Below are 21,150 nucleotides of genomic sequence, written 5' to 3'. Positions count from 1 at the left end.
GCGCGACCAATACTTTTTGCACCCCCCCTACTCATCATCGTCAGCGAAGAGTTCCCTCAGAAAGGTTTTCGGGTTGTTCAAAAAAGCGCGCGAGAGTTGATAGTGTTCCGTCTCTTCGTACTCAACCTGATAAACCCCTGTTTCATCAACTTGGTAAATGGTGGCGCCGGGATACGCCATAAGTATTGGGCTGTGTGTCGCCACAATGAACTGCGATTCAGCCTGAACCAACTCACGCATCCTATTGAGCATCGCCAGCTGTCGGGACGGCGACAACGCAGCTTCAGGTTCATCCAACAAATACAACCCACCGCCACCAAACCGATTGACGAATAAAGACAGAAACGCTTCTCCGTGCGACTGATGGTGAAGCGAACGCCCGCCGTAAGAGTCTTTTATATTTGGAACTTCCAGTTTCCCCGTATCTTGCTCGTCGAGCTCATCCATGTTGGTGGCGACGTTATAGAAACTTTCAGCTCGAAGGAAAAACCCATCCCGAGGTCGCTTAAACGATTTGGAGAACGTCAAAAACTGATTCAAATCCGAGTGCGTTTGTCGCGACACAAAATTAAAATTTCTGGTCCCCCCTTCCGGGTTAAAACCCATCCCAATCGCAATGGCTTCAAGCAACGTAGACTTGCCACTGCCATTCTCGCCGACAAACATCGTCACGCCTGGCGCAAAATCCAGCGCATCCAAAGAACTCACAACCGGCAGTACAAACGGATAAACGCCAAAGTCCGATATCTCGTCCCGCTTCAGCTTTATCTGACGCAAATAGGGCAAGGGTTCCATGAAGAACAGCCTTTTTGGTGGCGAGTTACCAGACTAATGGTCAGATGGTGGGCATACAACGACAAAGGTCATGCGGCTAGCTATAACGCTTCAGGCATCGACAGTTTGCTTAAAGCCAGTATTCATGAGGGTTGTAATGGTGCCCGGAGCCGGAATCGAACCGGCACGGCCGCAATGGCCGAGGGATTTTAAGTCCCTTGTGTCTACCAGTTTCACCATCCGGGCGAGGAACTTGATGCGGCTTTTTAGGCCGGTTTTCCCGCACTCGGCGCGGGAAGAAATGGAGGCTGGAGTCGGAATCGAACCGGCGTACGCGGAGTTGCAGTCCGCTGCATGACCACTCTGCCATCCAGCCATTGCCCTAAGGCAGAACAGACGCTTTATTATGCCTGCTCACCTACCGAAATAGGATTTTCTGGAGCGGGAAACGAGATTCGACTGGGCCGGCACTCCGGCTCGCGACCCTCGGGGTCCGCTTATTCCATCGAAATGGAATTTTGGAGCGGGAAACGAGATTCGAACTCGCGACCCCAACCTTGGCAAGGTTGTGCTCTACCACTGAGCTATTCCCGCAAAACTGGTTGTATCTGACCCTCTATCGGGTCACGAGAACTCGCGAGGCTACGCGCCCCGCCCCAACCTCGGTCAAGGTTGTGCTCTACCACTGAGCTATTCCCGCAAAACTGGTTGTATCTGACCCTCTGTCGGGTCACGAGAACCCGCGAGGCTACGCGCCCCGCCCCAACCTCGGTCAAGGTTGTGCTCTACCACTGAGCTATTCCCGCATTACTGTTGGACCTGATCCGCTAATGGGTCTGGACCACTCAACAACGACGGCGAATTCTACGGGCTGCCTCTGGAGTGGTCAATAAATTTCCTTTGAATTTAAGCACTTAGATGAGAGCGTTGATTTCAGCCAGCCGAGGGCTTCAGCTCATTCCAGGCAGCGCGCAGATAAACGACCATCGACCATAGCGTCAATACCGCTGAAACCTGCAGGGCGATCAAACCCAGCGTCGACAAGTCAGTATTAGCCGAGGGGTTCTGGCTCAGCAGGACGACGATAGCGATCATCTGCAAAGTGGTCTTCACCTTGCCCAGCATGTTTACAGCGACGCTGGCGCGTTTGCCCAGTTCGGCCATCCATTCACGCAAGGCAGAAATAACGATTTCACGTCCGATGATGACGATGGCCGGCATGGTCATCCAGATATCACCATGCGACTCGACCAGCACTACCAGCGCGGCTGCGACGATCAGTTTGTCAGCAACCGGGTCCAGAAAAGCGCCAAAAGGCGTCATCTGACCCAGGCGGCGCGCCAGATAGCCATCAAACCAATCGGTCACGGCTGCCGCTGTGAATACCGCCGCTGCGGCCCAATACGCCCAACCGTACGGCAGGTAATAAATAACGACGCACACCGGAATCATCAGGATGCGAAACAGCGTCAGAAGATTGGGAATGTTCATATCAACCCTTAGTCAGACATGCCGGTACTGCGCCGGTCGGGAAGTAGTTTGAAATTTGAAGGCTGCAAGGATTTCAGCTTCGCATCTGGCTGTAAAGTCACCTTGGTCATGATCAGCGGTTATTAGCTGGAATGCAGGTGTTCATAGATGCTGGCAGCCAGGTCTTTGGAGATGCCTTTTACGCGAGCTATCTCGGCCGCACTGGCGGCTTTTACGCCTTGCGCGCTACCAAAATGCCGGATCAGAGCTTTACGCCGCGTCGCCCCGACTTGTGGGATGTCATCCAGTACAGACCCCAACCGCGCCTTGCCGCGTCGGCCCCGATGACTGGTGATGGCAAAACGGTGTGCTTCATCGCGAATGTGTTGGATCAGGTGCAATGCCGGGCTGTGGTTGGGCAGTTGAATTACCCGGTCCGGCGTTTCGAAAAACAGCGTTTCCATTCCCGGTTTACGCGTCTCACCTTTGGCGACACCGAGTAACGGGATACTCAGCCCTAATTCCAACATGACTTCACGGGCCATTTTCATCTGGCCTTTACCGCCGTCGACGATCAACAGATCCGGAAGGCGAGCGGCCTCTTTTTGCAAACGGCTGTAACGACGCTGAATGGCTTGGGCCATGGCGGCGTAATCGTCACCGGCAACAACGCCTTCGATGTTGAATTTTCGATACAGAGATTTGTTCGGCCCATTCTGATCGAACACCACACAGGATGCCGTCGTTGCTTCACCGGAACTGTGGGAAATATCAAAACACTCCAGCCGTTCAGGCATGTTTTCCATCGACAAACTGTGTTGCAGCGCCTCAAAGCGATGCACCACCTGCTGCTTTTGACTGATGCGATGCTGCAGCTGTTCGCGGGCATTGGTCTGCGCCAGTTCCACCCAGCGCGCGTTCCTGCCTCGAACCGTCGACGATAAACTGACCTTGCGCCCAAACTGTTCAGTTAAGGCTTTTTCCAACTCGTCTTTCTCAGAAACCGGCGTATTCAACAAAATGGTTTGCGGGCAGTCGTCGCGAGTTCGAGCCAGATAATACTGAGCCAGAAAACTCATCATGATTTGCTCGGGCTCTTCATCAATTCCCGGCTTGGGGAAGAAACTCTGGCTGCCCAGCAAGCGCCCCTGACGAATCATCAAATAGTGAACGCACAGGCCGGCTTCGCTGGCTTCCAGTGCAAATACATCAACATCACCGCGATCGGAAGAGACAAACTGCTGCTCCTGAACTTTGCGCAAATACAGCAATTGATCGCGCACTTCGGCAGCGGCTTCGAAATTCAGGTTGGCACTGGCGGCGTCCATTTCCACTTCCAGCGTTTCAATCAGGTTCTGGCTACGGCCCTGCAAAAAGGTCCGGGTTTTTTCCAGATCGGCCTGGTATTCCGCTTCGGAAACAAAGCCGACACAAGGCGCCTTGCATCGATTGATTTGATATTGCAGGCAGGGCCGTTGTCGATTCTGAAAAACGCTGTCTTCGCACTGCCGGACTTTGAAGGCTTTCTGCAAAATGGCCAGACTTTCGCGCACCGCACCAGCACTGGGATACGGACCGAAGTATTCCGACGTTCCTTTGCGCGCACCACGGTGCACGTATAAGCCGGGCCAGTCACCGCCCGTGGTCAGCTTGATGTAGGGGTAAGATTTGTCGTCAACCAGCAGAATGTTGTACGGCGGGCGATGTTGCTTGATCAGGGTGTGTTCCAGCAATAACGCTTCGGTTTCGCTGTGGGTAACGGTGGTTTCGATCCGTTGAATACGCGCCACCAGCGCCAGCGTTTTGTTGGTCAGACCACGCCCGCGGAAATAACTGGACACCCGATTTTTCAGGTTTTTGGCTTTGCCGACGTAAAGCAATGTGTCGTCGGCGTCGTACATGCGATAGACGCCAGGGCGAATGGTCAGATGCTTTAAGTAGGCTTTGGCGTCAAAAGGCGTTGAGGTTTCGTTCATGCCCCAACTATATCATTTCCTGGGGCTCCAACAGACCATGACGAATGGCCAGATGGGTCAATTCAACGTCGCTGGAAATGGCGAGTTTTTCGAAGATTCGATAGCGGTAGGTGTTAACGGTTTTCGGACTCAGACAGAGCTGGTCGGAAATGTCCTGCACTTTTTTGCAGGAACAGATCAAGGTGGCAATCTGCATTTCCCGATCCGACAGCTCAGCAAAGGGCGACACATTGCCGTTAATCGTCTGCAGCGCCAATTGTTGCGCCACTTTTGGAGACAGGTATTTCTGACCGGCGTTTACCGTGCGGATCGCGCGCACCATTTCATCGGTCGAGGCTTCTTTGGTCAGATAACCAGCGGCGCCGGCTTGCAGCAAACGGGAGGGAAAGGGATCGTCAGCACAGGCGGTTACTGCAATGACGCGAATTTCAGGGTAGAGGCGATGGATCTTACGAGTGGCTTCGATGCCTCCCAACCCTGGCATGCGGACATCCATGAGCATAACGTCGGGTTCCAGTTCCTTGGCAAGACGAACGGCGTCTTCACCACTGGCCGCTTCGGCGATCACTGACAGTCCCTCGATATCTTCGAGTAACCGCACCAGCCCCATACGGACCAGATCATGATCATCGACAACGACCACCTGAATCACGGACAACCCTCTTGGCGAATTACTGTCATCATACGTCCAGCCATCCGGGGCGCAAAGTCTGTGCGACTTCAGGAACATCCTTGTCTGGCAGCATAGACAGGATGCGCCCCGAACGTCCAGTCCTTAAAGATGCGATTCCGCGTACGCCGCCAGGCGACTGCGCGCTACCCCCTTCAGGGTTACCGTTCCGGCATGTGCGAAGCCTTTGAAACGCTCGCTCATGTAGGTCAGACCGGAGCTGGTTGGCCCTAAGTAGGGAGTATCAATTTGCGCCAAATTCCCCAGGCAAATGACTTTTGTGCCCTGCCCGGCCCGCGTAACGATGGTTTTGATTTGATGCGGCGTCAGATTCTGCGCTTCATCCACGATCATGATGCTCTGCTGAAAACTGCGCCCACGCACGAAGTTCAGGCTCTTGAACTGCAAAGGCACCTTGGCACCGACAAAGTGCTGGCTGCTGGATGGATCGAAATCCTCTGCGTGCAGCGCTTCCAGGTTGTCGGTGAACGCACCCAGCCAGGGCTGCATTTTCTCCGCTTCGGTGCCGGGCAGGAAACCGATGTCTTCGTCCAACCCCCGAGTTGAGCGGGTGGCGATGATGCGTTTATAGGTTTTGGTTTCCATCGTCTGCTCCAGCGCACAGGCCAGCGCCAGAATTGTTTTGCCGCTACCCGCCGCACCGTTGAGCGCGACCAGATCAATGTCCGGATCAAACAACAGGTGCATGGCCATCGCCTGATAGAGATCGCGCGGCGCCAGACCCCAGGCTTTTTGGCGCATTAACGCACCGGTGTTCAGCAATTCCAGTCGCACCTGCCGACCGTCGTCCGCCAGGATACGACCGACAAATTCGCGATCGTCGTAGAAGAATTGATTGACGAAAAAGGTGCCGCCCAGCAACTCCTCCATCACTTCCCGCTCAACGGTATGGACGCGTTCACCGTTTACTGTCTGCGGTGCCAGGGCGTCCAACTGCTCCCAAAAACTGCCCGTGATGTGGTGGTAGCCACTGGTCAGGCTGTCGATGTCGGTGATCAGCTGATCGTTGTGATAGTCCTCCGACTCCAAACCACTGCCGCGGGCTTTGAGCCGCATGTTGATGTCTTTGGTCACCAGTATGACTTTGTAGTTGGGCCGCTTGGCTTGCAGCGCCAGTAAGTCGTTGATGATGCGATTGTCATTAATCTCGGTTGAAAGCGTCGCTGGTGCTTCCTCAATGGGCATCAGGATCGTTAATGTGCCCAATGGGCCACCCGGTACAACGCGCTGAATGTCCACACCCGCCATGATTTCGGCCGGGCTGGCCGGGCCTAAAATGGCATCAATGGTGCGGACAGCCTGACGGGCGTCTGCGGCTATGGAGGCGTTGCCGACTTTAAGCTTGTCGAGCTCTTCCAGCACGACCATGGGAATGAGCACCTGGTGCTCTTCAAAGTTGAATACGGAATTCGGATCGTGAATCAGGACGTTGGTGTCGAGGACGTAAATCTTGCGATCGGACGGGTCTGAAAGGGTTGGCTGCATAGCGACTCCTGATGAAGTGGGTCGCGGTAGTCTTACCGCGCCCTAGTCGGCGGCGTCGGCCCATTTGCGCAGGGCCTGCGCCATCTCACCTGCCGTGGCATAGCGTTCGGCTGGGTTTTTCTTCAGCGCCTTGTTGACGATACGCACCAAGGCCACTGGTACTTCAGGGTTATGCTTGCGGGGGCTCTCCTGTTGAGTTTGTGTGATGGCGAACGCCAGACCCGGAAGGGTATCGCCGTTGAACGGCAGTTGACCGCATAACGCTCGATAGAGCGTCACACCCAGACTGAAGATATCCGTCGCGCCCGTCAATGACTCGCCACGTATCTGCTCCGGCGACATATAAGACGGACTGCCCAGAACGACCCCGGTCTGAGTTTGATGCATACCGGTCATGCGGGCCACGCCGAAATCGGTGACAGTCAAACGGCTGTCGGCCTGATCGATATAGAGATTAGCGGGTTTGATGTCTCGATGGATGATGTCATTACGGTGCGCAAAATCCAGAGCATCGGCCGCCTGCGCCATCCAGTTGCATAGGGTGATGAAACTCGGCACGGGCTTGCGTTCCAGACGATCAGACAGCGCCTGTCCAGTCAAACGGTCCATCGCGATATACGCCAGATCACGCTCTTCGCCGACATCGTAGACGGTCACGATGTTGGGATGATTCAGCCGCCCGGCTGCCTGGGCTTCACGGAAAAAACGCTGTTTGACTGAGTCCGCTTCTTCCATGGCCAAGGCATCCAACTGCACCACTTTCAGCGCCACCCGTCGGTCAATGCGGGGATCTTCTGCATCGTATACCACACCCATGGCGCCACGACCCAATTCACCCAAGATACGGTAACGGCCAATTTCCGGTGCTTGTACGCCCGCTGCCGTAGCGATGGTGCGAGTTGTGCTGTTGCCGCCACCCAACACCACGGTCTGGCTTGGGTCACTGAGCGTTCCCAACTGAGCCAGGCGGCGTTCAATATCCCGATACCCCGGTGACAGTTGGTCCAATCGCTGATAACACGCCAATGCCTGGTCGTACTGGCGTTTTTTCTCAAAACCCAGACCCAACTCATAGGTCAGTTCCGGGTCTATCACCAAAGCTGATGAGGCGTCCAAAAACCGCTGCCCCGCCTCGGTTTTACCTTCATCGAGCAAATGACGCAGCCAGTTCAACGCCAGGGTTTGGTGTTCGGTCAACAGACGCTCATGCCGCATTTCGTTGCGCTGCAATCGACGATGCCAGGTCATCGCCAGCAACCAGGACGCCAACGGAAACCACAGCGGCAACCACCAGCGTAAAACCACAACCAACGTCAGATTCAGCCCCAGCCAAAGCACAACGACAATGGGGCCAGCCCACAATGGTCGTGCCAAATACCGCGGCAACAGCCAGGGCAACACCATGACCAAAGCAGCCAACAATCCAAGCCAGGCGGGTGTAACCACGAAATAGCCTTGTTGCACGGCCCACTGTTCCCGGATGGCTTGTAAAGCCGGTTCACTGCGTTGGGCCAATTTCGGTACCGGCGCGGCTTTCAATGGTTCAAAGACCGGGTCCGGCACAGCAAAATCGGCCAGTAGCAGTGCGCCCTGCCAATTGACTGGCAAGGTTTGATCGGCGCCTTCCAGCTGGATTCCAGGTTGGTAACGCCAGTCTGAATCACGGCCCAGCGTTAGTAGTGCATCCTGAAGCAGACTATCACCGCTGCGATACACCAAGGACTTATAGCCATACCGGGCCGGTTGCCAAAACACATCGTTGGCCGTCGCTGCGGCCGTCGCTGTCGCCTCAGGCAGCGTTGCAAGTGCGACGGGAATAGCCCAATCCGGCCAGCCTTCAGGCAACATTTCTTCAGGAGGCAATAAGGGGCCTGAGATCGGACTCAGGTTCTGGCCGGACGGCCAAACAACCAGGGCGTTCTCGGGAACGTGGGCAGGATCGAGGGTAAAACGCGGCGCGGGGGCAGAGCTGGTCCAGGCCCAACTGGTGGTCAGGCGCAACCAGGAATGATCCAGAAAGGCGCCACCAGGAAAACCCAGCATCAACAGGGCGACAGCCGTCAGCCAAGCGATTGGCCAGCTCAACAAGGACCGCAAAACCATCGAACGCCTACTTGTCTGCTCCCATGCGGGTTGCTGAGTCATTTGCTAAGGAAATATCAACGTCGGCCGGTACTGGTGGTAACCTATAACGGATTGCCGCCAAGCGGACAAGCTAAAACAGAGCCTGGCTGCCCTTGAACAGATTGGAGTAATGAAAATGCCTATCCTGATGCAGGTCAACAATGAAGTCGTCCAACATAAAGTGGCCTTAAGCGGACAGGATTTGACCATCGGCCGCGCGGCCGACAGCGACATCCAGGTCGAAGACCGTGCCGTCTCGGGCCAACACGCCCGCATCGAATGGGTTAAAGCCGATAACGACCAGGGTGGTTTTTATCAGCTGGTTGATCTGGACAGCACCAACGGTACTTTTCTCAACGAAAAACGCTTGGCAGAGCCAGCTGTCCTGCGCCACGACGATACGATTCGCATCGGCTTTGTCAGTTTTCGTTATCTCGATGAGAACGCACAGGACTTCGAACAAACCGCCAAGATCCACAAAAGCTGGATTCCCGGCGTCTACTACACCAAAGACTGATACCGACCCTGCCACTTCGGTGTGCAGGGCTAACTGACCCAAGTATCTATCGTCATCGCCCCAGCAAGATTGAACACCACCGCACGGACATCTCGCCTTGCAACGCTTCGAACTGCCTTATGCCCCCAGTGCCCGTCCTTGGTTTGACCTGCTGGCAAATGAAACCGGCGCTATCTGGTTTCATTCCGGAGCGACCCGCCCCGACGCCCATCGCTGGGAATGGTGTTCGGCCTGGCCGACCGAGCGTTATCAATATCAAACAGATGGCCGAATTCATCTGACCAGTGGTGATCAAACTCAAATCATCCGTGAACAAAGTTTCATCGAATTTCTGAACAGTCGGCGTCGCCAAAGTAACGACGTTGATTTGCCGTTTTCCTCCGGCCTGGCGGGTCACCTGGATTACGATGCCGGCATTGCATCGAATCTCATGCAGAGCCGCCATCAGCCAGCACAAAATCTGGCCAGTGTTGATCGATACGATTGGAGCCTGGTACTTGATCACCAGCAACAGCAATGTTGGCTGCTGATTCATGAAGATTGCCCGGCTTCTGTCGTCGCTCAATTGGAAAAACTCAAGGCCGTTGCACCACACGAATGGCAACTCAGCGAGCGATTCATGCCATCGCTGAACTGGCAATCGCAGATGTCGCGCAAGGATTACCAACGTCGCTTTGAACAACTGCAGCAGTACATACTGGCTGGCGATATCTATCAGGCTAATCTCACCCGCCAATGGCAGGCTGACTGCCCGCGGGATCTTGAGGATTGGTCACTGTATCAGCGGTTGATTGATCAGGTGCCGGCGCCTTATTCGGTCTATCACCGGGCCGCCGATCACACCCTGTTGAGTGTTTCGCCCGAGCGTTTTTTGACCATCCATAACGGCCAGATGGTGACACAACCGATCAAAGGCACGCGGCCTCGCGGGCACGATGCAGTTTCGGATCAATCCTTAGCAGACGAACTGCAACACAGCGATAAAGACCGGGCTGAAAATCTGATGATTGTTGACCTGCTGCGAAACGATTTGTCGCGCCACGCCAAACCTGGATCCGTGCGCGTACCGCAGCTGTTTGAACTGATGTCCTACTCCAACGTCCACCACCTGGTCAGCACCGTAACCGCTGAACTCAGTACCGATTCGAATCCACTACAGGCGTTGTTCGATGCCTTTCCAGGTGGTTCGATCACCGGCGCGCCCAAACGCCGGGCGATGCAAATCATTGATGAGTTGGAATTAGCGTCACGCGGCAGCTATTGCGGTTCTGCCTTTTGCTACAGTGATGATGGCTATCTGGACAGCAATATCCTGATTCGTTCCATCGTTCGGCGCGACCACCAACTTATCTGTGCCGCTGGCGGTGGCATCGTAGCCGACAGTGACGAAGCCAGCGAATACGCGGAGAGTGCCACCAAGGTACGCCAATTACTCGAAGCCTTGGGGCAGATCGAACCGGACTGATCGGTTTAGAGCGTCAACTCGCGCACACTGGCGTCCAGAAACGCCTGTCGCAACTGATCGTAGCCACGAACCGACGGGAATTGCGGAAATTCAGCAATGACGTTATCCGGTGCGTTGTACAGGATGCCGGCGTCGGCCTCTGCCAACATACTGGTGTCGTTATAGGAATCACCCGCCGCAATGCAGCGATATTTCAGGCTGTGGAAGGCTTGAATAGACGCTCGCTTGGGATCTTTCTGGCGCAGATGGTAGTCAACCACCCGACCATCGGACGCCACTTCCAGGCGGTGACACAACAGGGTTGGATAACCCAGCTGTCGCATCAATGGCTGGGCAAATTCGTAGAAGGTGTCGGATAGAATCACTACCTGGAAGCGCTCGCGCAGCCATTGAATAAAATCAGCGGCACCATCCAACGGTTGCAATTGTGCGATCACCGCCTGAATTTCATTCAAACCCAACTTGTGCTGCGCTAACAACGCCAGCCGCTGGCGCATCAGGACGTCGTAATCCGGAACATCACGCGTTGTCGCTTTCAGTTCTTCAATGCCAGTTTGTTCAGCAAAAGCGATCCAGATTTCCGGTATCAGTACACCTTCCAAGTCGAGACAGGCCAGTTCCACGAATGCGTCCTTAAGATTGAGGCAAATTCAGGCGGCTACACTAGAACGCGTACCCGACCTTGGCAACGGCAGTTTGTGCAGCACTGTCTTGAACCAGCGGTACTCGATTCGGTGCTTCGGTAGCTTATTCAAAACGGTTATGTCATATCGATATGATATGCAGCTATTTTTAGACCCGCGATCAGCCTGCTAATCTACGCACACCTTCAATAAAACCGTGAATCCATGAACCTGACTGAATTGAATCTTGAGCTGTCGGGACTGTCTCCCCGCGAAATCATCAAACGCGCTTTGAATCAGCACGACGCCATTGCCGTGTCATTCAGTGGCGCTGAAGACGTCGTTTTGATCGATATGCTGAGCAAGCTGACCGACTCGCCCCGAGTTTTCACGCTCGATACCGGCCGGCTGCATGCGCAAACCTATGCTTTTATCGAACGGGTCCGTAATCACTATCAGATCGATATCGAGGTTTTCAGTCCGCAAGCGGAATCGGTTCAGAGTCTCGTGCGTCAAAAGGGCCTGTTCAGTTTTTACCAGGATGGTCATGAGGAATGCTGCGGTATTCGTAAAATTGAACCGTTGCGCCGTGCGTTAAAGCCGTTGGATGCCTGGATCACTGGACAGCGACGCGATCAAAGCCCCAGTACTCGGTCAGAGGTTCCTCACGTTCAATTGGATTCCAGCTTCAGCGGTCGCGGTGAGCAACTGTTCAAATACAATCCGCTGGCGAACTGGACGTCCAAAGAAGTTTGGGACTACATCCGATTAATGGAAATCCCTTACAACGAGTTGCACGAAAAAGGTTTTATCAGCTTAGGTTGCGAGCCTTGTACACGTCCGGTATTGCCAGGACAACATGAACGCGAAGGCCGCTGGTGGTGGGAAGAATCCACGCAAAAAGAATGCGGCCTGCACGCCGGCAATCTAAAAGCGCCGAATATTTAATAAGCGGCGCTAGTAGGTTGGGAAGGTAATATTCTGGAATAAATCGTCCAATTCATGGCGGCTGTGTGTCGCCATGGCACGGTCGACCATATCTCGATCTAAATGCGGCGCAAACCGCTCAATAAATCGATACATAAAGCCGCGAATAAACGTGCCCTTGCGGATGCCGATTTTAGTCACACTCGGTTCGAATAAATGACTGGCATCCAGGCTGATCAAATCTCGATCCTGCTCCGGATCAATTGCCATGTGCGCAAGAATACCCACGCCCAGACCAAGACGGACATAGGTCTTGATCACGTCCGCATCCGCCGCTGTAAACACGACTTTGGGCGTCAGACCTTTATTCATAAAGGCGTCGTCCAGCTTGGACCGGCCGGTGAATCCAAAGACATAAGTAACAATCGGATGCGCCGCAACATCCTCTAACGTTAACTGACTCTTCTGTGCCAACGGGTGGTTTTTAGGTACGACAATAGAACGATTCCAGCGATAACACGGCATCATGACCAAGTCGGCAAAATGCTCCATGCCTTCGGTGGCAATGGCCAGATCCACCGTGCCATCGGCTGCCATTTCTGCAATCTGCACCGGAGTGCCCTGGTGCATGTGCAGCGCGACATTGGGAAATTCGTGAATGAAATCGTCAATCACCGAAGGCAACGCATAACGCGCCTGAGTATGCGTCGTTGCCAGACTCAAATTGCCTTGCTGATCGTTGCTGAATTCCTGCGCAATTTGTTTGATGGAATCGACTTTGCGCAGTATCTCACCGGCAACTTTAAGCACCGATTCACCAGCGGGTGTAATGCGCGTCAAATGCTTACCCGAGCGGGCAAAAATCTCGATGCCGAGCTCGTCTTCCAATAAACGGATCTGCTTGCTGATGCCTGGTTGGGAGGTGTATAGCACCTGAGCGGTCGCCGACACATTGAGATCATGATGTGCGACTTCCCAGATGTATTTGAGCTGTTGCAGCTTCATGGTTTCCCCGTCTCGCTTGTCGCGACCACCACTTTGCGCGGTGTCAGCTAGTTGTCCTTGCTGAAAAACTGCCTAGCAGAGCACTCAGCAATAGGACAGTACAGTTATATAAGTATGATCAATTATTCTTTTTCAGAATACTTAATAACCGATAGGTTTAGCAACACCAGCACTCTATGACGTTTAGAACGGTATGGAAATCCTTTTCTACAGCTTGTCCGGCGCCGCCGTTGGCCTAATCGTTGGCCTTACCGGTGTGGGTGGTGGCGCCTTGATGACGCCGTTACTGCTCATGTTTGGCTTTCCTGCCCACGTCGCCATCGGCACCGATCTCTGGTACGCCGCCATCACCAAAAGTGGCGGCATGGTGGCTCATCACCGTCGGGGTCATGTTCGCTGGCGCATTGTTGTATTGATGGCATCCGGCAGTTTGCCGGCGGCCGCCCTGACCGGGTTGGCGCTGTATTTCTTGTTTCGACACCCGGAACAATACAGCGCCCTGTTGCAGTCCACTTTGGGATTGATGCTGGTACTGACGGCGGTCGTTTTAATCCTGCGCACACGAATTTCGGCTCGGCTGGCGTCCAATCGTCAAACCATTCAAAGCCCGATGTTGATCTGGCTGGTTGGCATCGTTCTAGGTGTGTTAGTGACGCTGAGTTCAGTGGGCGCTGGTGCCATCGGAACCGCAGTACTGATGATGATGTTTCCGGCGTTGCTGCCCAAGGAAGTGGTTGGAACTGACATTGCCCACGCCGTCCCGCTGACGCTGACTGCGGGTATGGTCCATCTTGCTCTGGGGAATGTCGATTTTGCGCTGTTACTGGCGCTCATTGCGGGGTCTTTGCCGGCTATTTATGTCGGCACGTCTTTGTCAGCGCGGTTACCGTCACGGATTATGCATTCTTTATTGGCAACCGCCCTGCTCCTTTTGGGTGTGAAGTACGCTTTGTTCTAATTATCGCCAGAAAGGATTACTCCAACCTTTAACGCGATACTCCAGAATTCTGCGTTCAACTGCCGACACATCGCAACGACCGTAAACGCCCTGCTCGCCATTACTCACTTCCAAATCCAGAAAGATGGTATGGACCTTTAACTCTTCGTTATAGCGGGACGATCGATTATCGAAATGCGCACGGAGAAATAAATTACCCAGGCTTCGCGCAACCTCTTGCCGGCAAAGTTCCTGCGCCAATTGAACGCTGACTTCAGCGCGTCCTTGCGGTGGCGGTTCCTCGCCGGTCAAGCGATCCCAGATGGTACGACGGTATTCACCATCCCCCGTATTGGCCGTGAATTCGTCCAATGCGATGCCTAGGGCCAAAATGAAGGCAACAACCAGCGCCCATTTGGCTACCTGGGCTGCTGCGCTACTTTCTTTGACTGCGCCCTTACTACTCATATCTGTAACCCTTTGTTTACGGCTTGTATTCGTTTATTTACTTCCCTATCATCTTTGCTTGTGAAGACGACCCCAATAAGCCCCACTTAGAAGAGCCGTTCGCAAACCATGCAACAGTTAACCAATCTGAACGTTGAAAGCCAGGAAATTCTAATTACGCCTGAGGCTTTAAAGGCGGATTTACCCGTCAGTGATAGCGCTCACGCTGTCATTGATGCCGGCCGCGAAGCCGTACGCCGCATTCTGGACCGCGAAGATCACCGCATCATTGTCGTTATTGGTCCTTGCTCTATCCACAATCCTGCACAGGCGTTGGAATACGCTCATCGACTGAAAGCACTGAATGAGCAAGTCAAGGATAGTCTGTTGCTGGTCATGCGGGTTTATTTTGAAAAACCCCGAACAACAACGGGCTGGAAAGGTCTGATCAACGACCCTTACCTGAACGATTCATTCAAGATTGAAGACGGCTTGCACATCGGACGCAAACTGTTGCTGGATATCGCCGAAATTGGCTTACCCACAGCCACTGAAGCGCTGGACCCTATTTCTCCGCAATACCTGCAGGACTTGATCAGTTGGTCGGCCATTGGCGCCCGCACAACAGAAAGCCAGACTCACCGGGAAATGGCCAGCGGCCTTTCATCCGCCGTTGGTTTTAAAAACGGGACAGATGGCAGCCTGGATGTAGCGATCAACGCTCTGAATTCGGTTTCCTCACCGCACCGTTTCCTGGGGATCAATCACGAAGGTCAGGTAGCCATCATCCATACTCGTGGCAACCCTTATGGGCACGTGGTGTTACGCGGCGGCAACGGCAAGCCTAACTACGATTCCGTCAGCGTGTCGTTGTGCGAAGAGAGCCTGCGCAAAGCCAAATTGCCGACCAACATCATGGTTGACTGCTCTCATGCCAACTCGAACAAAGACCACAATTTGCAACCCTTGGTCGCCGACAACATCACCAACCAGATTCTGGAAGGTAATCAGTCCATTATTGGCGTAATGATTGAAAGCAATCTGGAAGCCGGCAATCAAAAAATCCCAGAGGATCTGGCGGACTTGAAACCTGGCGTCTCTGTGACCGATGCCTGTATCGGCTGGTCAACAACAGAGAAGTTACTGCTGTCGATGCGGGATAAATTGAAAGGGGTTTTACCGGGCCGGGTTCGAAATTCCGTCACGGCCATCAAGGCAGGGTAACCAACGTTAAGAAAAAGGGATTAACTCCGTTCGAGTTAATCCCTTTTCATATTCACACCGGTTCTGATGCTTTCGGCAACAGCTTTGGCCAATCAAAATCAGCAATTTTTGCCTCAGAGCAGTGCTCAGCAGACACCTTCAGACGCTTCAACCAGGACGGGGTTTTTCCCGGCTCAAATACCCACCGGGTAACGTCCAGATGTGCGTCCAATGCCGGCCGAATGGCTTGGCCAGAAGTCGTTTTCCAACCACCAAACCAACCACCCTTTTTCAGCAGCTGACGAAACAGTGGCCGCACTTCCATTTCTTCACCCGGGCCTTTTATCCATGCGCCCTTCAACAAACGAATTCGCTGTATCAATTTTGTACCTGGCAGCCAGTGCAGGCGACGAGGTGGCAGTTGATTGGATTGAACAAACAACAGTTCGGGCAGGGTTTGACCATAGGCCATCGCGCGACTGATCAACTCGCAGCCCAAGCCTCGTGCAACCACGGCTGGTTTCTGCCCGCAACGTTCTTCAATAAACGCAAAAACAGACGGTAGATCGTACTCTGCCATCGTATCGAGCGTATTGGTCTGAGGCCGTTGGTTACGGGAAGACAGGCCATGGCCGCGCCAATCCAACAACCAGACATCGTAACCTTGGCGCACCAGTTCACCGGCAGTGCCGCCGACGCCATAATCAAGCCATTGCCAATGGTTATAAAAAGCGTCATGCACCAACAGCAGCGGCAACGCTTTATCGATTTTTTCCCGGTGCAAACGAACCAGGGCAATCTCGACGGTTTTATCGGTGCTGTTGTTAGGTTTCAGGGAATAGACATCTTCGTAGACGCCTTCTTTAAACTCCGCGCTGGCCAAGGCCACCGGAAACAATTCACTGCTACTTTTCAAGCCTTTTGAGTCCTTTACAGTGAGCGTAGCCTGTATATAATCCCAGCTACTGTATAAAAAAACAGGGCGACACTATGCTGAAACTGACCGCTCGTCAACAAGAGGTGCTGGATATCATAAAAGAGCACCTGGGCGCCACTGGCTATCCTCCGACTCGGGCAGAAATTGCCCAGAAACTCGGTTTTAAGTCCCCCAATGCCGCCGAAGAACATCTCAAAGCACTGGCCCGCAAAGGTGCGATTGAAATGGTATCAGGCGCATCCCGAGGTATCCGTCTGCCTGAATCAGAGTCCGAAGCGGGTATTCCAGTTGTCGGACGGGTTGCCGCTGGTTCACCCATCCTGGCTCAGGAACAGATTGAGGAATTCATTGAAATTCCGACCGGTCTGTTCTCACCCAAAGCGGATTACTTACTTCAGGTTCAGGGGCTGAGCATGAAAGACATTGGCATTCTGGAAGACGATCTCATTGCAGTTCACAAAACGGACCAAGCCCGGAACGGCGACATTGTCGTTGCCCGAGTTGGTGAAGACGTCACGGTGAAACGCTATGAGCGCCAAGGTGCCATTGTAACGCTCTATCCTGAAAACTCCGACTTCGATCCGATCATTGTCGACTTGCAACAAGACGACTTTGCCATTGAAGGTCTGTACGTCGGGGTCATTCGTAGAACCCTGCACTGACACCTCACGGTTCAGTTCATTTGCTCCGGCCGTGCCACAACGGCGCGGCTCCGGAAGCCTTCTCGATCATCGCCAACATCTGTTGATGTGCATCCAGTTCCATTTCGGTTGGGCGTACTACGGTCAATCGCTCACCCGATGCCAAAATAGCGCTGGCATCAAAACTCACCTCTTCCTGCTCTGACTCAGCCGGTTCCTCATCAAGAATCAGCGCTGTCTGCCCACCAGTCATCATCAGGTAGACGTCAGCGAGAATTTCCGAGTCCAACAGCGCCCCGTGAAGTGTTCGGTGGCTATTGTCGATGCCGTATCGTTTGCACAATGCATCCAACGACGCCTTGGCACCCGGGTGTTTCTCTCGCGCCAACATCAAAGTGTCGAGCACGGAGCAATGCTCTGCCAGCCTGCCAAATGAACGTCCTTCGGTGGCCAGACGATCAAACTCCATCTGTAAAAAGCCCATGTCGAAGGCGGCGTTGTGAATCACCAACTCGGCACCCGCGACAAACTGCCAGAACTCTTCAGCAATATCCCGAAACTTGGGTGAGTCTTTTACTTTCTCATTGTCGATACCGTGGACGGCAACGACTTCAGCCGGAATGTCTCGCTCAGGGTTGACGTAATAATGAAAGTGGCGCCCGGTGTGTTTACGACCAATCAGTTCAACGCAACCGACTTCAACAATGCGGTCACCTTTATTCGGGCTCAAACCCGTAGTTTCTGTATCCAATACGATTTGACGCATCTCAGCCCTTCCTGATGATTTCATCGACGCCCTGATTGGCCAACGCATCCGCGCGCTCATTGCCATCCACACCAGCGTGTCCTTTTACCCAATGCCATTCAACCTGATGTTTGCCAATCTGTTGGTCCAGGCGTTGCCACAAATCCTGATTTTTGACGGGTTGCTTGCTCGCGGTCTTCCAGCCGTTACGCTTCCAGCCGTGAATCCATTCGGTGATGCCTTTGCGGACGTATTGCGAGTCGGTATACAAATCCACCTGACAGCGCCGCTTTAACGATTCCAATCCTACAATGGCGGCCATCAACTCCATTCGATTGTTGGTGGTTTCCGCTTCACCACCGTGCAGTGTTTTTTCATGTGCGCCAGAGCGCATTAACACACCCCATCCGCCTGGGCCTGGATTACCTCGACAGGCACCATCCGTGTACAAGGTGACAGCGTCACTCATAAAGATTCCTTGATCGTCTGACCGGTTAGGCCAGATTTGAGAACTGGGCGGGCCCGCCAACGCGGCCGACCATTAATTCGTCCGGCAACCTGCTTACAGCCGACCAGCAAATAAACCGCACCGCTAACAGGCATCAGACGTCGTTGCATCCGACTGAGCACATTCATGCGCCCCATCCATTCCGGACGATTATAGGGTGGAATAAACAGATGCTTTTCCTGACGTTCCAATTCGAAATCCAGCAACTGCATCCAATCAGCCACCCGCCCGCTGCGAATAAAACGAGATCGCCATACACCCGATTGAACGCGGCTCAACATGGCGCGCATTCCCCAGGTACTGAACGGGTTAAACCCGACAATCACCAAAAGCCCACCCGGTCGAAGCACATGCGCCGCTTCGCGAACAGCCTGATACGGGTTATCGCATTGATCCAAGGTGTGATGCATCACCAGGGCATCAATACTTTCCGGCTCAAATGGCAAGGCCTCAGCATCGGCACGCACAACGGGACAGGGAGCGCGATTGTCCAACTGACACACCAAGGTGCCACAGCCGTAGAGTCGCTGTTCAAACAACGGCTCATGCCAGCCGCTGTCGAGCTGCAACAAATGGGAACCAAAACGACCCGCCAAACCCAAAGCAACCAGTTCGCGTTCTGTTTCGATGAGCCGCTGACCAAGGGCCGACTGATACCACCGCGACAGCGAAGCTTCCTGAGATGCCACATGCGGCGGCCCAGTGCGCAACAGATGTTTGAATCGCTGACCTATCTGCTTGTTCAAAACATTCTCTCAGTTGTAAACGGGGACCTTCTTCGTTGAGCGCCAGGCACAATAGCGTCCACTTGCGGCACCCCCACTGCCAACATAGAATTATCGCCCAAACCGATACTGGCTTCAAAACCCAAGCGACCCACTGCATGCTTTTAAATCGTTATCTGTTACCAACGGCCCTGACCAGCATCCTGGTAAGTGGCTGCAGCACCCTGGGCGGTTCTTCCCTCTCAAGCATTCCTCAATCCTGGTTTGGCAAAAGCACCCCTATCGAGCAGACCGTGCGATCGGCCGGCTTGGATCTCGATGCGGGTTATCCGGCCATCATGCCGCGCCCGCCGTTGAAGATGCCATTCTCAGAACCGGTGTATGACCCGCTGTTGGAAACACTGCTGGTCACTCAGGATGTCTTTTCCACTCATCCAGATCTGACCGAAGAAATCACCCGAGCGCGTGCGGTCTACGACCCTTATTCGCATTACCCGGACGACCTCTATCAGACATTGCGCCGCGGTTTTCAATTTGACGTCAGCCTGGACAACCCGCGCATTACCGCTCAGTTACGCTGGTACGCCAGCCACCAAAGCTACATCAACCGAGTCAGCGACCGCGCTGGTCGGTATATGTACTTTATCGTCGAAGAATTACAGGCGCGGGACATGCCACTCGACCTGGCACTGCTGCCCATCGTTGAAAGTGCTTTCGACCCGTTTGCCTATTCACACGGCAGTGCTGCTGGCATGTGGCAATTCATTCCGTCAACCGGACGGATGTACGGCCTGAAGCAGGACTGGTGGTACGACGGTCGCCGTGACGTGGTCGATTCCACTCGGGCGGCGTTGGAATATCTGGATCGTCTGAACCAAATGTTTGACGGCGATTGGCTGCTGGCCCTGGCGGCCTACAATTCAGGGCCGGGTACGGTCTTGCGTGCGGTTCGACGCAACGAGTCCGCAGGGCGCCCCACCGATTTCTGGCACCTGGATTTGCCTCGTGAAACCGAAGCCTATGTGCCTAAGATGTTCGCTCTGGCCAAACTGATTCATTCGCCGGAAGCCTATGGCATTGAATTGCCACTGGTCAGCACGCAGCCTTATTTTGAAGTGGTCGAAGTTGGCGGCCAGATCGATTTGGCCCAGGCTGCACAATTGGCCGACATGGACCTCAGTGACCTCTACCTGCTGAACCCGGGCTACAACCAGTGGGCAACCAATCCCGACGGGCCTCACCGCCTGCTGGTCTACGCGGACAAAGCACAAGGGTTTCGTGACCAACTGGTGGATCTGCCGCCCGAGTCACGCATGACCTGGCAGCGTTACACCATCAAACCCGGCGATTCACTGCTCAGCATTGCTGGTCGTTTTAACGTCACCGTCGACATGCTGCAAGACGCCAACGATTTATCTGGCAGTATGATCCGCGCTGGCGACGCCTTGATGATTCCAATCGCCTCAGCCAGGTCCAGCGACTACGCACTCAGCGCCGGTCAGCGTCTGGCTCGCACTCAAAATGCTTTGGCGGGCAGCAACCGCACTCGGGTTAACTATGTTGTCCGTGGTGGCGACACTTTCTGGGATATTTCACGTGAGTACGGCGTCAGTGTCGGCAACCTGGCACGGTGGAACAACATGGCGCCGCGCGATGTCTTGCGCCCAGGACAGACCCTGGCGATCTGGCTGGACGCCAACAACCCCAGCGTCGCCCGGACCAATCGCGAAGTGGTGCGCAAGGTAGGCTATGTGGTGCGGTCTGGTGACTCACTGTCGCGCATCGCCAACAAATTCAACGTTCGCGTCAATGACATTGAGCGCTGGAACAGCATCGACCAACCATACATTCAGCCCGGGCAACGGCTAACACTGTATGTGGATGTCACGCGCATCAATTAAATAAAAAAGCCGGCGATCGCCGGCTTTTTTATGGGTCGGAATACAGCCC

At 54.1% G+C, this 21,150-nt stretch carries 20 protein-coding genes and 3 tRNA genes; 7 read left to right on the top strand and 16 right to left on the bottom strand.

Annotated features, from left to right (window positions below):
• Window positions 1-27: 27 nt before the first annotated feature.
• From DW349_RS08445 to DW349_RS08405, 9 genes are all read right to left on the bottom strand, one after another.
• Window positions 28-795 (bottom strand): AAA family ATPase, encoded by a 768-nt coding sequence (locus tag DW349_RS08445; RefSeq protein WP_108127630.1) that lies wholly within the window; start codon window positions 793-795, stop codon window positions 28-30.
• A gap of 137 nt (window positions 796-932) precedes the next feature.
• Window positions 933-1,020: transfer RNA gene (locus DW349_RS08440), tRNA-Leu, on the bottom strand.
• A 56-nt stretch (window positions 1,021-1,076) separates the two neighbouring features.
• Window positions 1,077-1,150 (bottom strand) — tRNA-Cys (locus DW349_RS08435).
• A gap of 143 nt (window positions 1,151-1,293) precedes the next feature.
• Window positions 1,294-1,368: transfer RNA gene (locus DW349_RS08430), tRNA-Gly, on the bottom strand.
• Window positions 1,369-1,707: 339 nt separating this feature from the next.
• Window positions 1,708-2,265 (bottom strand): CDP-diacylglycerol--glycerol-3-phosphate 3-phosphatidyltransferase, encoded by a 558-nt coding sequence (gene pgsA / locus DW349_RS08425; RefSeq protein ID WP_108124384.1) that lies wholly within the window; start codon window positions 2,263-2,265, stop codon window positions 1,708-1,710.
• Window positions 2,266-2,387: 122 nt separating this feature from the next.
• On the bottom strand, window positions 2,388-4,220 hold the full coding sequence (gene uvrC / locus DW349_RS08420; protein WP_108124385.1) for an excinuclease ABC subunit UvrC: 1,833 nt from the start codon (window positions 4,218-4,220) through the stop codon (window positions 2,388-2,390).
• Window positions 4,221-4,227: 7 nt separating this feature from the next.
• Window positions 4,228-4,872, bottom strand: coding sequence for a UvrY/SirA/GacA family response regulator transcription factor (gene uvrY, locus DW349_RS08415; RefSeq protein ID WP_108124386.1), 645 nt, complete (start codon window positions 4,870-4,872; stop codon window positions 4,228-4,230).
• A gap of 123 nt (window positions 4,873-4,995) precedes the next feature.
• Window positions 4,996-6,396: a PhoH family protein gene (locus DW349_RS08410; protein ID WP_108124387.1), complete on the bottom strand. Its 1,401-nt coding sequence runs from the start codon at window positions 6,394-6,396 to the stop codon at window positions 4,996-4,998.
• A gap of 42 nt (window positions 6,397-6,438) precedes the next feature.
• A complete protein-coding gene (locus tag DW349_RS08405) occupies window positions 6,439-8,499 on the bottom strand; it encodes a serine/threonine-protein kinase (protein ID WP_157954244.1) in 2,061 nt (686 codons plus the stop codon).
• Between the two features lie 151 nt (window positions 8,500-8,650).
• On the opposite strand from DW349_RS08405, the gene DW349_RS08400 reads away from it, so the two are divergent.
• A complete protein-coding gene (locus tag DW349_RS08400; RefSeq protein WP_108124389.1) occupies window positions 8,651-9,037 on the top strand; it encodes an FHA domain-containing protein in 387 nt (128 codons plus the stop codon).
• Between the two features lie 97 nt (window positions 9,038-9,134).
• On the top strand, window positions 9,135-10,502 hold the full coding sequence (gene pabB / locus DW349_RS08395; RefSeq protein WP_108124390.1) for an aminodeoxychorismate synthase component I: 1,368 nt from the start codon (window positions 9,135-9,137) through the stop codon (window positions 10,500-10,502).
• Between the two features lie 5 nt (window positions 10,503-10,507).
• Here the strand turns inward: pabB and thrH are convergent, their stop codons facing one another.
• Complete coding sequence (thrH, locus tag DW349_RS08390; RefSeq protein ID WP_108124391.1) at window positions 10,508-11,125, bottom strand: bifunctional phosphoserine phosphatase/homoserine phosphotransferase ThrH; 618 nt, start codon at window positions 11,123-11,125, stop codon at window positions 10,508-10,510.
• A gap of 225 nt (window positions 11,126-11,350) precedes the next feature.
• On the opposite strand from thrH, the gene DW349_RS08385 reads away from it, so the two are divergent.
• Complete coding sequence (locus DW349_RS08385) at window positions 11,351-12,073, top strand: phosphoadenylyl-sulfate reductase (protein WP_108124392.1); 723 nt, start codon at window positions 11,351-11,353, stop codon at window positions 12,071-12,073.
• 9 nt (window positions 12,074-12,082) lie between these two features.
• Here the strand turns inward: DW349_RS08385 and cysB are convergent, their stop codons facing one another.
• Window positions 12,083-13,057: an HTH-type transcriptional regulator CysB gene (gene cysB, locus DW349_RS08380; RefSeq protein ID WP_108124393.1), complete on the bottom strand. Its 975-nt coding sequence runs from the start codon at window positions 13,055-13,057 to the stop codon at window positions 12,083-12,085.
• A gap of 193 nt (window positions 13,058-13,250) precedes the next feature.
• Here cysB and DW349_RS08375 point away from each other — a divergent pair, with 193 nt between their 5' ends.
• Window positions 13,251-14,015, top strand: coding sequence for a sulfite exporter TauE/SafE family protein (locus DW349_RS08375; RefSeq protein WP_108124394.1), 765 nt, complete (start codon window positions 13,251-13,253; stop codon window positions 14,013-14,015).
• Here DW349_RS08375 and DW349_RS08370 read toward each other — a convergent pair whose 3' ends face one another.
• On the bottom strand, window positions 14,016-14,462 hold the full coding sequence (locus DW349_RS08370; protein WP_108124395.1) for a hypothetical protein: 447 nt from the start codon (window positions 14,460-14,462) through the stop codon (window positions 14,016-14,018).
• A 108-nt stretch (window positions 14,463-14,570) separates the two neighbouring features.
• Here DW349_RS08370 and DW349_RS08365 point away from each other — a divergent pair, with 108 nt between their 5' ends.
• The gene (locus DW349_RS08365; RefSeq protein WP_108124396.1) at window positions 14,571-15,665 is read left to right on the top strand and encodes a 3-deoxy-7-phosphoheptulonate synthase; all 1,095 of its coding nucleotides are present in this window, start codon (window positions 14,571-14,573) and stop codon (window positions 15,663-15,665) included.
• A gap of 52 nt (window positions 15,666-15,717) precedes the next feature.
• On the opposite strand, the gene DW349_RS08360 is transcribed toward DW349_RS08365, so the two are convergent.
• Window positions 15,718-16,560 (bottom strand): alpha/beta hydrolase, encoded by an 843-nt coding sequence (locus DW349_RS08360; protein ID WP_108124397.1) that lies wholly within the window; start codon window positions 16,558-16,560, stop codon window positions 15,718-15,720.
• A 74-nt stretch (window positions 16,561-16,634) separates the two neighbouring features.
• Here DW349_RS08360 and lexA point away from each other — a divergent pair, with 74 nt between their 5' ends.
• Window positions 16,635-17,243 (top strand): transcriptional repressor LexA, encoded by a 609-nt coding sequence (gene lexA / locus DW349_RS08355; RefSeq protein WP_108124398.1) that lies wholly within the window; start codon window positions 16,635-16,637, stop codon window positions 17,241-17,243.
• A 16-nt stretch (window positions 17,244-17,259) separates the two neighbouring features.
• Here lexA and dnaQ read toward each other — a convergent pair whose 3' ends face one another.
• Genes dnaQ through DW349_RS08340 form a run of 3 tightly spaced genes read right to left on the bottom strand, consistent with a single transcriptional unit; the run spans window position 17,260 to window position 19,221 of the window.
• The gene (gene dnaQ, locus DW349_RS08350) at window positions 17,260-18,012 is read right to left on the bottom strand and encodes a DNA polymerase III subunit epsilon (protein WP_306418309.1); all 753 of its coding nucleotides are present in this window, start codon (window positions 18,010-18,012) and stop codon (window positions 17,260-17,262) included.
• Window positions 17,990-18,436 carry a ribonuclease HI gene (gene rnhA / locus DW349_RS08345; RefSeq protein ID WP_108124400.1) on the bottom strand — a complete coding sequence of 149 codons (447 nt, stop codon included), beginning with the start codon at window positions 18,434-18,436 and terminating at the stop codon, window positions 17,990-17,992. Before rnhA ends, dnaQ begins: the two co-directional genes overlap by 23 nt.
• A complete protein-coding gene (locus DW349_RS08340) occupies window positions 18,433-19,221 on the bottom strand; it encodes a class I SAM-dependent methyltransferase (RefSeq protein ID WP_108124401.1) in 789 nt (262 codons plus the stop codon). Before DW349_RS08340 ends, rnhA begins: the two co-directional genes overlap by 4 nt.
• Before the next feature lie 272 nt (window positions 19,222-19,493).
• Between DW349_RS08340 and DW349_RS08335 the strand changes: the two genes are divergently transcribed.
• On the top strand, window positions 19,494-21,101 hold the full coding sequence (locus DW349_RS08335) for a lytic transglycosylase (protein ID WP_232819271.1): 1,608 nt from the start codon (window positions 19,494-19,496) through the stop codon (window positions 21,099-21,101).
• Window positions 21,102-21,150: the final 49 nt, after the last annotated feature.

This window comes from Saccharospirillum mangrovi (genome assembly GCF_003367315.1).
GTDB lineage: Bacteria > Pseudomonadota > Gammaproteobacteria > Pseudomonadales > Natronospirillaceae > Saccharospirillum > Saccharospirillum mangrovi.
This window is presented reverse-complemented; position numbering and strand designations above follow the sequence as displayed.